Source organism: Desulfonatronum thiosulfatophilum, assembly GCF_900104215.1.
In the GTDB taxonomy this organism is placed as follows: domain Bacteria; phylum Desulfobacterota; class Desulfovibrionia; order Desulfovibrionales; family Desulfonatronaceae; genus Desulfonatronum; species Desulfonatronum thiosulfatophilum.
The window spans coordinates 148,783-161,548 of record NZ_FMXO01000009.1 but is presented as its reverse complement, the minus strand read 5'-3'; the positions used below and the strand labels follow the sequence as shown (position 1 = coordinate 161,548).

The following is a 12,766-nucleotide window of genomic DNA, read 5'->3' as shown; positions in this document are numbered from 1 at the left end:
TTCCTAGGGAGTGGTTTGCGGCTTCGCGGTCACGGAGCGAATGAATTCCGGATCCTGAACCGTGAGAGGAAGGTGGGATCTTCCCGGAAACAACTGGTGCAGGTCGCAACGCTTGCCTGGCTTCTTGCGCAAGGGCGGATCTCCCGAAAAATCCGCCGGCAGGAGCAGGGGCAGCAGATTGGTGTGTCCGGTGAAGGTAATGCCGAAAAAGTCGAAGCATTCCCGTTCATGCCAGTTGGCGCCGGCGTAAATGTCGCTGATTGTGGGCGCCTCGGGATGTTCATGGTTGATCATCACACGCAGACAGATTCTGCCCGGGCTTTGGGTGTGGTTGAAGTGGTATACGAGCAGAAGTCCTTCAACCAAATCGAGGCAGGTAATGTTCTCGATAAAAAAATCGTTTTGTTTCAGTATCCGCGAAGCCTCCACCAGGGAATCAAGGGCAAGGAACAGATCGGCGCGATACCCGGACTGCGTCGGTGAGTTGGAGGAAACTTGAAAAACGGATGCAACAGAATGTTCAGCGGACATGTTCGGCTCCCGCGGATTCTGTTTCAGGCATCGGCCACCATCGCTTTTTGGTAATCTTTTGCTGCAGCTGGAAGAGACCCTCCAGCAGGCCTTCGGGACGCGGCGGACAACCGGGGACATAAACGTCAACCGGCACCAGTTTATTGACGCCTTCGACGATTCCATATTGTCCTTCGTAACGGAACGGTCCTCCGGAAATCGCGCAGTTGCCCATGGCGATGACCCACCGTGGCGCGGGCATCTGCTCGTACAAGCGGACGAGCAAAGGAGCCATTTTTATCGAAACAGTGCCCGCGACGATCATTAAATCGGACTGGCGCGGGGATGGTCGAAAGACTTCCGCGCCGAACCGGGCAACGTCAAACCTCGCCATGCCAATTGCCATCATTTCAATAGCGCAACAAGCCAAGCCGAAGGTCATGGGCCACAAGGACATGCTTCGACACAGATCCAGAGCTTTCTGGGATATGGGGAAATTGATGACGGGCGCTTCCGTCTCCGTATCCGCAGAAAGAATGTTTAAAATCTGATTCTCTTGGGCCATGTGAAGACTCCCTTTTTCCAGAAAAAAATCACTGATGCCAAAAGGATGACGATGAAAATGAGCAGCTTGATGAATGGCACCAATCCGGCGCCATCCGCATAGGCGGTGGCTACGGGAAACAAAAAGAGCACATCGACATCGAAAGCAAGGAATAGCAATGCATAAAAATAGTAGTTGATGCCAAATTTTGTCCAGGCTGATCCATATGGATCCATTCCACATTCATAAGGAGTATACAGCGCAGGAGACTTGGCTCTTGTTGCAATCAACATAGAAGCAATAAAAGGAGCAATAGCAAAAAGAGCTCCAGATATAAAGAAAAGCAGAATGGAAACATGCAGCCATGAAAGACTCATAAGCGTATCTTCCTTGGGTGAATTATTATTATGTCTATTCCTCGCCAAAATATAACGTATCATGCAAAAAAAAAGGACACACTGATCCATAAACAACTTTGATCAAAGTGAATTTTATGGACTCAGGAGTGTTTAGACAAACATAAACATCAAAGAAAAATCATTGTCAAGCAAAAAATGATTGTTTTTTTTTTCTCAATCTCGAAATGCTGTTGCCTTGATTTCCGTCTTTCTGTAGTGTGATGAAGATATTGCAATTCCGACTGCAATGGTCGGGATTACAATGAAGATTTTATTTTGGATTTTATTTTTTTTTTTTGCTTTACTGGTTGATCTGAACCATCCGCTATTGTCCAGCAGGCAGTACGGAATTGCACAATGGAGGAAGATTATGGCCACAACAAGTTGTTTCAGTGTCTGCGGTATGTGTACAGTCCGGTGCCCCATTCAGGTGGACGTGGACGGAGATGAGGTCATGTTCATCCAGGGCAACCCTCACTCGCCGCTCAAGGGGGCGCTCTGCGCTCGAGGCGGTGCCGGTCCGGGCCTAGTCAAGGATTCTGATCGGATTCGTCATCCGCTGATTCGGGAAGGCGAGCGCGGCGAGGGGCGCTGGCGGAAGGCGACATGGGAGGAGGCGTATGCTCATGTGGCGGAGAAGCTCAAAGGGGTGGTTGAGACTTATGGTCCTAACGCCGTACTTTGGTCGGATCGATCCGGTCCTTTTGTGGATATGTACAAGGCTTTCATGAAGGGCATCGGTTCCGTAAATTACAGCAATCACGACGTATCCTGCGCTCGAAACGTGCACCACGCGGCACAGAGCGTGACCGGCTACGGTCGGACGGATTTCGTTTACGACTTCAAGAACGCCAAGCACGTAATCCTGCAGACCCGAAACATCTTCGAAGCCATCAACGTAGCGGAGGTGAACAACCTGCTGGATGGAATGGCCGATGGCTGCAAACTGACGGTCATCGACATCCGGGCAACGATCACTGCTGGGAAAGCGCACAGATTTTTTCAGATTCGACCGGGCACGGACTATGCCTTCAATCTGGCGGTCATTAACGAACTGGTCGAGAAAAATCTCTATGATTCGAAATACGTGAAGAAATATATTTCCAACTTTGATGCACTGAAGAGCTTCATTGGAGAATACACTCCCGAGTGGGCCGAGACCGTCACCGGCGTCAAGGTTAAGGAGTTGCGGGCTTTCGTGGCTGAACTGGCCAAGGCGAAATCTGCCGTGATTTGGCATCCGGGGTGGATGGCCGCCAGGTATCAGGACTCATTCTATGTCGCCAGAACTGCCTACATCATCAATGCACTTCTGGGCAGCATCGGCAGCAAGGGAGGCTTGGCCATCGGAGCCAAACCGGCGGATTGCGGGCGCAAGGGATTGAAGGCGCTGGCGGACCTTTTTCCGAAACCGGAAGGCAAGCGCGCCGACGGCGTCGGCTGGAAACATACCCATTTCGATGCGGGGCCTGGTTTGCTCCATCTGGCATTCAAGGCCATTGAAAGTGGAGACCCTTACCCGGTGAAGGCGTATTTTGCCTGTCGACACGACCCGATGCAGGCCATGCCTGACCCGGATGCACAGAAGCGGATTTTCGCTAATCTGGACTTGCTGGTGGCAATCACCTTCTCCTGGTCGGCCACGGCCTGGAATGCGGATGTGGTCCTGCCCATGTCCCCGTATCTTGAACGCGAGAGCATCATCGCATCAAAGGGAGGATTGAAACCACAGTTTTTTGTTCGCCAACGTGCCGTGGCGCCACGTTACGATAGTAAAGCGGATTGGGAAATTCTGGCAGGGTTGGCGCGCGCCATGGGCATGGAAAAGCTGGCTTTCGACTCCATTGAAGACATCTGGTCCTATCAACTTCAGGACACTGGGGTCAGCGTCCAGGATTTCGATGCCAAAGGATTTGTCTCGTTGGCGGACAAACCGATCTACCATGACCGGGATAAATTGAAGTTCAAGACGCCTTCGGGAACCATCGAGATCATTTCCGAGAAGCTGGAAAAGGGCGGGGTGCCGTCGCTTAAGCCTTTTGAGGACAAGGAAACCCCTCAGGGTGATCAGTTCCGGATTACCTTCGGTCGGTGCGGAGTGCACACCCAGGGGCACACCATGAACAATCCGATTCTCCATGAGCAAATGCCGGTCAATGTGCTCTGGATCAACAGCCAGCGGGCTGGCGAGTTGGGCATTGCCGACGGGGATCTGGTCCAGGTGGCTGGAAACAATGGTTATTCGGGCAAAATCAAGGCTTTTGTAACCGACTTCATCCACCCGGAGGCCGTTTTCATGATCCACGGATTCGACGATGGCGTCCCAGCTGAAACCAGGGCTCGTGGAAAAGGCGTTGCTGATCACCGCCTGATGGTAGGCGGATTGGAAAAATGGGATCCCGCCGGCGGCGGCATCGCCATGCAGGAGCATTTCGTCACTGTACGAAAAGTATGATGGCGTGGAGTTGACAGGAACCAAATCAAACGGCGGCCGTGAGGCCGCCGTTTGATTTGGGTTTGTCGATGGCTTAAAGGCGTTTCGCCTTAACTGCCGTTGCGTGGAGATCCGGCTATGGGCAGGGTGACGACAAAGCGGGCGCCTTGATCAGGTTTGGAAAAAACATGAATTGTCCCATCGTAATCGGTAACAATATCATAGCAGATGGACAGGCCTAAACCTGTCCCTCGTCCGACTTCCTTGGTGGAGAAAAAAGGTTCAAAGATTCGGCCGACGATTTCTTTGGTGATCCCCGGTCCCGTGTCCACTACCTCCGTGACCACATGGCGGGCGTTGGATCGCGTACGCAAAGTAATGACTCGATCAGCCTGGGAACATTCCTTGCTGGCGCATTTGTCCTCAATGGCGTCCCTGGCATTGACCAGGAGATTGATGAATACCTGCTCAAGTCTGTTCGGATCAGCCAGTACGTTGGGCTGATCGTCATCCAGATCCCATCTAACCTGGATATCGCGAATCTTGAGCTGTTCGCCAAAGAAATCGCAGGCACGCCGCAGGACCTGGTTGACCTGAACATGCGTGCTTTGCAGGTTTGGCTTGCGGCCGAATTCGCGCATATGCTCGATGATTTTGCCGGCCCTCTCCACATTGTTGATGATTTTTGACGTCATCTGCCGCAGTTCTTCGGGATCTGGCAATTCGGCCTTGCGTAGTTTGCGCAGGAAAAAATTGGCCACCATTTTCAGCACGGCCAAAGGCTGATTCAGTTCGTGGGCCACGCCGGCGGCCATTTCGCCAAGCGTGGCCATTTTACTGGACTGGATGACCTGCTGTTCAGCGCGGATGCGGTCCGTTACATCCGTGACCACGGATAGCAGGATCTCTTTTTTTTCCAAAAAAATACGCGCGATGTCGATGGTTACGAAAAACTCCTGACCATCTTTGTCCAGATGCTTGGCTTGAGGGATGTTCCGCCTACTCCTCATTGCCTCCAGGTGGACGTTTGCGGAGTCTGGGGCGAACAGCATGGTGAAGGATTTGCCGATTACCTCGCCCTTGCAGTAGCCATAGAGCTGCGACATGTTGCGGTTGCAGTTGCGAACGTCCAGGGTTTCGGCATCCAGCTCGAAGACGGCCACGGGAATGTTGTCGAAAATGGTGGAGTATTTTTTTTCCGATTTTTTCAGCTTCTGCTCCAACTCCTTGCGCTGGGTGATGTCCAGGCACATTTCCATCACAGCCGTCACCTTGCCGCTGCGGTCGCGGATGGGAGCCGTGCTGACGATCCAGTGGGCCGGACTTCCATCCTTGTAAAACCCATTTTCCTCGGTGGTGTGGGATTTTCCGTCCGAAAAAGTCTTCTCCACCGGGCAGTTCAAACACTTCTGGTCACGCCCCTTATATATCTTGTAGCAATGCTCCACCGGCTTGGCCCCGAACTGCTCGCCGAACAGCCGATTGTAACGGATTAGGCGCAAGTCCCGGTCCTGGACCGTGATCAGGCAGGGCACGCCTTCGAATAGACTCTGGTACATGGAGAGCAATTCATCCGTTTCCTGATTGCGCAGGCGAACCGAGTCGGCGATTTTATTCACGGTTGCCGCCAATTCTCCAAACTCTCCCGCGTGCGTATAATCCAGATCCACCCAGTGGGTTCCGTGTGAAGTGGTTTTCAGATGCTCCATGACGTTGTTCAGAGGCCTGGTCAGCCTTTGGGAAACGATCAGCGCAAACGCAATAAGGATGAACAGAGCTGACGTCAGGAGCATGAGCAGGTCGCCGAACGTTATGGCCGGACCTGCCGGGTGACCAGGATTGCCTCCAACCAGGAGAAGAAAGACGGCCATGAGCGCGAACAGACCCAAAGCCATCAACAGGCTCAACCGGAATGTCAGAGAGCGGAGAAGGGATTGGAGAATTTCATTCAACAATGAGGTGTTGGTCATGATGTCGTGCCGTTTCTGTCGACTCGGCAAGAGGAACGGCGACTCGGAACGTTGTGCCTTTGCCGGGTGCGGAGTCAACGGTGATGTTGCCGCCATGAGCGGTGACGATCTCATGGGTGACGAACATGCCGATTCCCGTGCCGAGGGCGCCTTTGGATGAAAAGAACAAGGTGAACATGTTGTCCCTGGTTTCCTGGTCCATGCCGATGCCATTGTCCCGGACCCTGAAGACGGCCTGATCGTCCTCGCTCAAGACGACGAATTCGATTTTGTGTTCTTCGGCGTTGCGGTTGAAAAGACAGGCATCCACGGCATTCTCCAGAATATTGACCATGGCTGAAGAAAAGGCGACTTCATCGATCAGGATGGTGCCTTCCGCCTGGGAAAAATCCGTTTGAAAAGCTATGCCCGCCTTGCTTGCCTTGGCGGCTACGGTTTCAGCCAGATGTTCCGCCAAGCCGCGCAAAGCGTGGGGGCTGAGGTCCGGTTCCCTTGATTTGGAATAATACAAAATGTCCATCACGGTTCTGCGCATATGATCCAGCCTGTGACGCACGGTCTTCCACCCGGCGGCGACCCGCTGCAGGTCCCCTTTCTCCAACCCCTTGTCAACGCGGTAGGCCCCGCCGTCTATGGCCATAAGCAGGCCCTTAACGCCGTGGGACATGGACCCGAGCATGATTCCAAGCGAAGAGAGGTGGTCCTGCAACTGCCGGATCTGGGTGATGTCCGTAGCCACTTCCAGAACTTGATTCACTTCTCCGTCTGCATCCGCTAGGGGAGCAGTCCAGACCAGGATATTGCGGTTTTCGCCTCCTCTGGTTGTGACCACGGTCTCGTACTGGTGCGGGGATTGGTCCTCGAAGGTGGCCAGAACAGGGCAATCGGTGCAGGGTTCATCACTGCGCTTGTAGAGCTGGTGGCAAGGACGGCATTGAGGTTCGCCGAAATCCTTGCGGAAGCTCGCGTTGGATTCCACCACTTGAAGATTTTTGTCCTGCACGGTGATGGCACAGGGCACCGTATTGAAGAAGCGCTCGAACTTGCGCTGGGTGCGGGACAACTCATCCTGGAGGCGGCGCATTTCCGAGATGTCCACGGCAATTTCAAGGAGCAGCTCCAGCTTTCCCCCTACCCCGGTAACCGGGGAAACGTGAGTGATCACGGGCAGCCAGGTCTGGTCCTTAGCAATCATGTTCTCGTGACGATGAATGCTCGCCTGCTGGTCAGCGGCTTCGCGGACCGGACTTTTCCATCCCGGCTCGCCACATCGTTCATAGATCTTGCAACTGGACAGACCGACGCGGTCGCCGAATCTTTGCTGATATGCCTGATTGACGGTGACCACGTTGCATACGGCGTCATGGATGGCGACGTAGAAGGGCATTTCTGGAAAATACTCCCCCGCAGCGGGGTCGCTGGCAAGTATGGTCATTGCCCGGCCCATGCCCTCCATGATCTGCGTAGCTGCGAGCCTTCGCTCCATCTCCACGAGAGCAGCGGATTTTTCGCGAACCAGGTTTTCCAGATTTTCCGTATGCTCACGCACCTGGCGGCGCAGACGAATCCGTTCGGACACCTTGGCCAGGGCGATTTCCAGAAGCTCCTCATCGATGGGCTTGGTTATGAAGTCCGCCGCATCATGCTTGAGGCTCTGCACGGCCAAATGCATATCGCCATGGCCGGAGATCATGATCACTTCGGTTTCCGGACATGCAGCTTTGACCTCTTTGAGGACGGCAATCCCGTCCTTTCCCGGCATTTTGATGTCGGTGAGGACGATGTGTGGCTTGTGCCGGTGGAAGGCTTCCATTGCCTTGAAGCCGTCGGCGGCGAGGAGGGTGGCAAATCCGAGTTCCTTGAGCAGGATCGCCATCATTTCTCGAATGTCCTGCTCGTCGTCAACTATCAAGACGTTCAGGATTTCGTTGGGAGCAGCGAGTTGGGGAGTATTATTCACGTGTACTGGAAAGCAAAAAAACGCGACCGATTCAAAAAATTGAATCGGTCGCGGGTTATGCAATGCTATGGAATCATATCAGATACAAGCTGCATCAACTTTGCGTTGTCGATGGGCTTCGAGATGGTGGGGACGTCTTTGGTCAAGACAGGGGGACGCGGACCAACTCCGCTGACCACGATCACCGGGATGTCGCGGTTGGCTTGGTCCTTGCGCAATCCGGCGTAGAAGTTAGTGCCGCCTTTCTCCGGCATGTCCATGTCCAGGGTGATCAGGTCCGGTTGTTCAGCGCGAACTTTTTCCAGACCTTCCACGCCATTGATGGCGGTCACGGTCTTGTAGCCGCTGTCCTGGAACAATTCACTGAGATAATCCAAGATTTCCGGGTCATCGTCGACAATCAGGATTTTTTTTGCCATGGAGAGCTCCTATTTCTTAGATCCAGGTTGGCTTCGGGGGAGTGTGTACCGGCAATTGCAAACGCGGGAGCCGGCAAACAGCTCCCGCGTTTGCGGATTCATTACTTCAGCTTGCCAAGGGTCTTTGTCATTTCGACCATCACGCCCAGACCTTGTTTGGCCTCTGGACTGGACATGGCCTTCATCATTCCGAACACGCCGGTTGGCTGGACATCCTTCAAGTCCATCTCCGTAAAGGCATCGGATGCTTTTTCGATCATTTCACGGACCTTGGGATCGGAGAGTTTGCTGAGCATGCCGATCAAGAATACAAAGGCATCGCCCATTTCCTCGATTTGTTCGGGCCCGTATTCCTGGGCCACCTTGGCTCGCAAGGTAAGCATGGACTGGTAGGTGCGAAAGACGCCTTTCTGCTCAAGGTCGTCGAGGTAGGCGATGGCCTTGGGTACGGTGGTCTTCAGCAATGGTTCCGAAGTGTGCCACAGGTCGATGACGTTTTCGAGCTGCTTGATCATGTAGGTCAGGTTCTTGACGTTGCGCATGGTCGTCTTGAGCATATCGAAAAGGTCTTCGAGCTGAAAACCGGTCTCGATATCACCCAGCTCGTGGAGCATGACCTTGAATGCGTCGTTCAGAACAGGCTGCAGCTCGTGCCTGAGGTTTTGGGCGGCTACGGCGCGTTGGTGCACCAGGGCCACCTTGGCCTCGATTTCATCGAGGCGTTGAAGAATAAGGTCTTCTTTGTTCATTTGCATCAACCTCCTGGCTTAAGCTTTGGCCAAGTGGCGCATTTTTCCGGCCATGAACATCTGCGGCTCCAAGGGCAATTCGCTTCCCTTGAGCATCAGGTCGAAGTAGATCCACTTGAACATCATTTTGCCCCAGTAGTTCATGTGCGACTCGCCGAGCAGGGAGAAAGGACCGATTCCGGGGAAGGGGTACTTGCCGGGAAGCGGTTCCACCTCGTAGTTGAAGTCAATCAGGTAGGCCTGTTCGTAACCGGAAACAATGAAGCACGTGGAGTGTCCGTCAAAGTCGGGACGGGGCTCTTCTCCCTCGATTTCGCGGATCAGGTTGTCCACCACGATGTCGGATTCGTAGTGGGCGACGCTGCCGGCCTTGGAGGTGGGGACGTTGGTGGCGTCGCCGATAACGTACATGTTGTCGAAGTTCTTGGCTTTCAGGGTATGCTTGTCCGTATCTACATAGCCCATGGCGTCGCCAAGGCCGGAGTCGATGATCACCTGCTGACCAAAGTTCGGGGGAATGGCTACCAGCAGATCGTAGGGCACCTCTTCACCGGAGACGGATTCAATGCTTTTCTTGCCCACGTTGACATTGTCCACGACAAAGTTCGGGGTGACCTTGATATTCTTGTCATCGCAGACCTTGCCGAGGATTTTGGCGGCAACGGGTTTGGTGAAGGCGCCGGTCAGCGGAGTGACCAGTTCAATCTCTATGTTTTTGCGCACACCGTTGATGGTGAAGAACCAGTCGGCCAGATAGACAAACTCCAGCGGCGCTACGGGACATTTGATGGGCATCTCGGAAATGTGATGCACGATGCGCCCTTCCTTCATGTTCTTCCACTTCTTGAACAGAGCCACTGCGCCGTCCGGGGTGTAGTAGTTGTGGATATTACCGCCCCAGTCGTCCATCATTCCTTCGACCTCTTCCGGCGCAATACGGCAACCGGTGGCAACCACCACCCAGTCGTAGGAGTAGGAGCCGTTTTTGCATTTGACGGTCTTTTTCGCCGGATCGATGGATTCAATGGAGTCCATGACCAGTTTGACGCCCTTGGGAACGAAGTCCGCCTTGGGCTTGATGCAATCATCCAGGGTGTAGACTCCGAACGGGACGAAGAGCCAACCGGCTTGATAATGGTGCTGCCAGTCGCGATCAATGACCGTGATTTCCCATTCCTTCTCCGGGAGCTTTTCGCGTATCTTCGTGGCAACCATGGTCCCGCCTGAACCGGAACCAAGAATGAGCAATTTTTTCATGGTCTGAAACTCCTTTTTCTGAATATGATTGTGTGGGTAAAACACCGTTTAGAAGTGCATCTTGAAGTCGGATTCACCGGTAACGCAGTTTTTTCAGGCAACTCTAGCCGTCTCACAGGCGGCCTGGACAGATCTGTGCGCGAGAGTGAAATGCGAAGGCGACATATTGTTGCGGGAAGATTCGTCCTGCTGGATCAGGCCGACTAGCGTGATGGAATTAAGCTTGTTTTGCAGAGACGTACTCAAATCATCCCATAGCGACGGCGCGCCGCAGTAATCCATGGGATCGCAATTCCCCGGTTCGACGCAACATGAGAGCCGGAGGTTGTCGTCCAACGCTTGAACAATTCCACCCAGGGTTATTTCATTGGGATTTTGATGGAGAAAGTAGCCTCCCCCGGGACCGCGCAAGCCTTTGATCATTCCGGCTTTTCTTAAAGGTTTTAGGATCTTTTCGAGATATTTCAGGGAAATGCCAAGGTCATTGGCAATGGAGGCGGCCCTTTTCGGCACGTCTTGATTGGATTGAGCGAGATTGATAAGCAGGCGGGCGCCATGTCTCGCACGGCTGGATAACTGCACGTGTATTTCTCCTGTTGATCAGTTGGTCCGCTTACTAAATTCGTCTTGTCTAATGTGGACTATATTAATATAGATTGTTTCGGTCGTGTTTCAGGAAAGAACTTTGTTGATGAAGCCAGCAAATATTTTACACGCAAACGGAATAATTCAACTTATCCGGGCGATAACTCAAATGGGTCAAAAGTTGTACACGATCAAAATTTGTTGAAACTGTTGAACTGAAACCAAGTTAATCTAGATTAATTTAATCGTAATTAGTTTGGTCAAAAACAGTTGCAGCATTAGTCCAGATCGTGAAAAACTGTCAAGCAGATGAGTCATGAAAGGTGATTCCCGTGAGTGCGGGAATTAAATGATTGGAGAGGGCGAGTGTGTCTGTCCGTGTCGAACAGCTATTTGATCGAGATTTTGCTGTTTTTTGAGAGGTGGCTGTCGGATCTGAATTTGTAGTTTATATCCATCAGCAAGATTTTTGTTGGCGGAGAGAAATTAATTTTCGAAGTGATCCTGAACCTTCCATCAAGTCGGCGAGGGTCAGGGAGTCCAGCTCCCGCTCGATTACATTGGACAGATGTTCCCAGACGATTTGGGTGCGGCAATCATCGCTTCTGGTGCAAATGGTCGGGTCGGAGCAGCACTGGGCGACATTGATTTCTACTCCCATGGTGCGAACTATATCGCCAAGTGTGATTGTCGCTGGATCCCTGAGCAGGACATGTCCGCCATAGGCGCCTCTTACGCTTTGAATATAGCCTGCTTTTTTGAGCGGCCGCAGTATCTGTTCGATGAAGGGAACAGAAATCTCCGTGTTCTCAGAGATGGAGGAGGCGCAGACAGGCGTATTACCTTTTTGCTCCGCCAAATCGAGCAGAATTCGGGCGGCATAGCGGGAGCGGGCAGAAAGTTTCATGATGATGTCCGTCGGATTGAGATTGATGGGTACATGATTTTATTGTCATGAATGGTTCGGAACATCACGCGATAGTTGAGCGGGCAGTCGTAGTGAACGTTCTATGCACCGGCTTCGTTTCAGTCAAGTTTGCTGATGAGGTGCAAAACAGGCAAAATGGACACTTTGAGGGGATTTGATTATTGATTTGAGCGGGCAACCGGGATTTTTCTTGCAGCTTGATAGAGAGTTAACAGATTTCGGTTCCGATTTACCACGTGCATACATTGGGCTGAATATCATCACATTTACATGATGCGATGAGTCGGAACGCAGCTGAGCAGTTACAAGCAGCCACATAGACAATCATTCGCTAACCTCGGCGGAGCCAAGAAATGATTTATGACGTTTACAATTTCGCAGCCGGCCCCATGGTCTGGCTGGCTGTTGTCGTTTTAACTTTCGGTCTCACCTACAGGCTTGTGAATTATCGCCGCAAGGCGACGCTGGCCAGGAAGGGGCTTCCGGCGGACTTTCGCGCCAACTGGGCATTCGCATCGATCCTGCATTTTCTTCTTCCGCTGAACCGGACCGCGAAATCCAGCCCCTGGTCCACCGCCGCGGGTTTTGCCCTGCACGTCTGTCTGTTCACCGTGATCTTTTTTCTTTCGGCTCACGTGATCATGCTGGAGATGAGCTGGGGTGTCTCATGGCCCACCATTCCTGATCCATGGGCCGACGTTCTGGCAATACTCGCCTTGCTCAGTCTCCTGTTTTTTCTCTTGAAGCGTCTCTTGCACCCATCGCTCAGAGGATTGACGGAGAAGAAGGATATTCTGGTCCTGATGCTGGTGGCCTTGCCGTTGATCACGGGTTTGGCCGCACATCGACAATGGGGCGATTATCCCGTGATGTTGACCCTGCACATCCTGAGTGCAAATTTTCTGCTGATTCTCATTCCCTTCACCAAACTTTCCCACATGGTGCTTTTCTTTGTATCCAGGGCCGCCACGGGAAGCGACTTCGGGAAGCGGGAGGTGGGGCCGTGGTAACC

General features: G+C 52.8%; 12 protein-coding genes. 2 read left to right on the top strand and 10 right to left on the bottom strand.

The window, feature by feature from the left end; translation table 11 throughout:
- Positions 1-3: 3 nt before the first annotated feature.
- From BLP93_RS09205 to BLP93_RS09195, 3 genes are read right to left on the bottom strand one after another with little or no spacing between them, the layout of a single operon-like run.
- Entirely contained in the window at positions 4-531 is a 528-nt protein-coding gene (locus tag BLP93_RS09205; RefSeq protein WP_092120356.1) for an NADH-quinone oxidoreductase subunit C, read from the bottom strand.
- Positions 521-1,075, bottom strand: coding sequence for an NADH-quinone oxidoreductase subunit B (locus BLP93_RS09200; protein WP_092120353.1), 555 nt, complete (start codon positions 1,073-1,075; stop codon positions 521-523). The genes BLP93_RS09205 and BLP93_RS09200 overlap by 11 nt, the downstream gene beginning before the upstream one ends.
- Positions 1,051-1,431 (bottom strand): NADH-quinone oxidoreductase subunit A, encoded by a 381-nt coding sequence (locus tag BLP93_RS09195; protein WP_092120350.1) that lies wholly within the window; start codon positions 1,429-1,431, stop codon positions 1,051-1,053. The genes BLP93_RS09200 and BLP93_RS09195 overlap by 25 nt, the downstream gene beginning before the upstream one ends.
- A 391-nt stretch (positions 1,432-1,822) precedes the next feature.
- On the opposite strand from BLP93_RS09195, the gene BLP93_RS09190 reads away from it, so the two are divergent.
- A complete protein-coding gene (locus tag BLP93_RS09190) occupies positions 1,823-3,907 on the top strand; it encodes a molybdopterin-dependent oxidoreductase (RefSeq protein WP_092120347.1) in 2,085 nt (694 codons plus the stop codon).
- A gap of 89 nt (positions 3,908-3,996) precedes the next feature.
- Here BLP93_RS09190 and BLP93_RS09185 read toward each other — a convergent pair whose 3' ends face one another.
- The 7 genes from BLP93_RS09185 to BLP93_RS09155 all read right to left on the bottom strand — a co-directional run bounded on the left by BLP93_RS09185 (position 3,997) and on the right by BLP93_RS09155 (position 11,733).
- Positions 3,997-5,856 (bottom strand): PAS domain-containing sensor histidine kinase, encoded by a 1,860-nt coding sequence (locus BLP93_RS09185; protein ID WP_161946267.1) that lies wholly within the window; start codon positions 5,854-5,856, stop codon positions 3,997-3,999.
- Positions 5,831-7,816, bottom strand: coding sequence for a response regulator (locus BLP93_RS09180; protein WP_244148701.1), 1,986 nt, complete (start codon positions 7,814-7,816; stop codon positions 5,831-5,833). Before BLP93_RS09180 ends, BLP93_RS09185 begins: the two co-directional genes overlap by 26 nt.
- Before the next feature lie 65 nt (positions 7,817-7,881).
- On the bottom strand, positions 7,882-8,235 hold the full coding sequence (locus BLP93_RS09175) for a response regulator (protein WP_092120339.1): 354 nt from the start codon (positions 8,233-8,235) through the stop codon (positions 7,882-7,884).
- A 101-nt stretch (positions 8,236-8,336) separates the two neighbouring features.
- Positions 8,337-8,984 carry a helical membrane plugin domain-containing protein gene (locus BLP93_RS09170; RefSeq protein WP_161946266.1) on the bottom strand — a complete coding sequence of 216 codons (648 nt, stop codon included), beginning with the start codon at positions 8,982-8,984 and terminating at the stop codon, positions 8,337-8,339.
- Between the two features lie 18 nt (positions 8,985-9,002).
- On the bottom strand, positions 9,003-10,241 hold the full coding sequence (gene sqr / locus BLP93_RS09165) for a type III sulfide quinone reductase, selenoprotein subtype (protein WP_092120333.1): 1,239 nt from the start codon (positions 10,239-10,241) through the stop codon (positions 9,003-9,005).
- Positions 10,242-10,334: 93 nt separating this feature from the next.
- Positions 10,335-10,823, bottom strand: a complete 489-nt coding sequence (locus BLP93_RS09160) for an RrF2 family transcriptional regulator (protein ID WP_161946265.1) — start codon at positions 10,821-10,823, stop codon at positions 10,335-10,337.
- Positions 10,824-11,283: 460 nt separating this feature from the next.
- Positions 11,284-11,733 carry an RrF2 family transcriptional regulator gene (locus BLP93_RS09155; RefSeq protein ID WP_092120327.1) on the bottom strand — a complete coding sequence of 150 codons (450 nt, stop codon included), beginning with the start codon at positions 11,731-11,733 and terminating at the stop codon, positions 11,284-11,286.
- 374 nt (positions 11,734-12,107) lie between these two features.
- Between BLP93_RS09155 and BLP93_RS09150 the strand changes: the two genes are divergently transcribed.
- Entirely contained in the window at positions 12,108-12,764 is a 657-nt protein-coding gene (locus BLP93_RS09150) for a hypothetical protein (RefSeq protein ID WP_092120324.1), read from the top strand.
- The last annotated feature ends 2 nt before the right edge of the window (positions 12,765-12,766 follow it).

Bases quoted from the DNA above. Each gene is read 5' to 3' on its own strand.
- BLP93_RS09175 (WP_092120339.1), bottom strand. From the start codon at position 8,235: ATGGCAAAAAAAATCCTGATTGTCGACGATGACCCGGAAATCTTGGAT.
- BLP93_RS09200 (WP_092120353.1), bottom strand. From the start codon at position 1,075: ATGGCCCAAGAGAATCAGATTTTAAACATTCTTTCTGCGGATACGGAG.
- BLP93_RS09190 (WP_092120347.1), top strand. From the start codon at position 1,823: ATGGCCACAACAAGTTGTTTCAGTGTCTGCGGTATGTGTACAGTCCGG.
- sqr (WP_092120333.1), bottom strand. From the start codon at position 10,241: ATGAAAAAATTGCTCATTCTTGGTTCCGGTTCAGGCGGGACCATGGTT.
- BLP93_RS09185 (WP_161946267.1), bottom strand. From the start codon at position 5,856: ATGACCAACACCTCATTGTTGAATGAAATTCTCCAATCCCTTCTCCGC.
- BLP93_RS09195 (WP_092120350.1), bottom strand. From the start codon at position 1,431: ATGAGTCTTTCATGGCTGCATGTTTCCATTCTGCTTTTCTTTATATCT.
- BLP93_RS09155 (WP_092120327.1), bottom strand. From the start codon at position 11,733: ATGAAACTTTCTGCCCGCTCCCGCTATGCCGCCCGAATTCTGCTCGAT.
- BLP93_RS09150 (WP_092120324.1), top strand. From the start codon at position 12,108: ATGATTTATGACGTTTACAATTTCGCAGCCGGCCCCATGGTCTGGCTG.
- BLP93_RS09205 (WP_092120356.1), bottom strand. From the start codon at position 531: ATGTCCGCTGAACATTCTGTTGCATCCGTTTTTCAAGTTTCCTCCAAC.
- BLP93_RS09170 (WP_161946266.1), bottom strand. From the start codon at position 8,984: ATGAACAAAGAAGACCTTATTCTTCAACGCCTCGATGAAATCGAGGCC.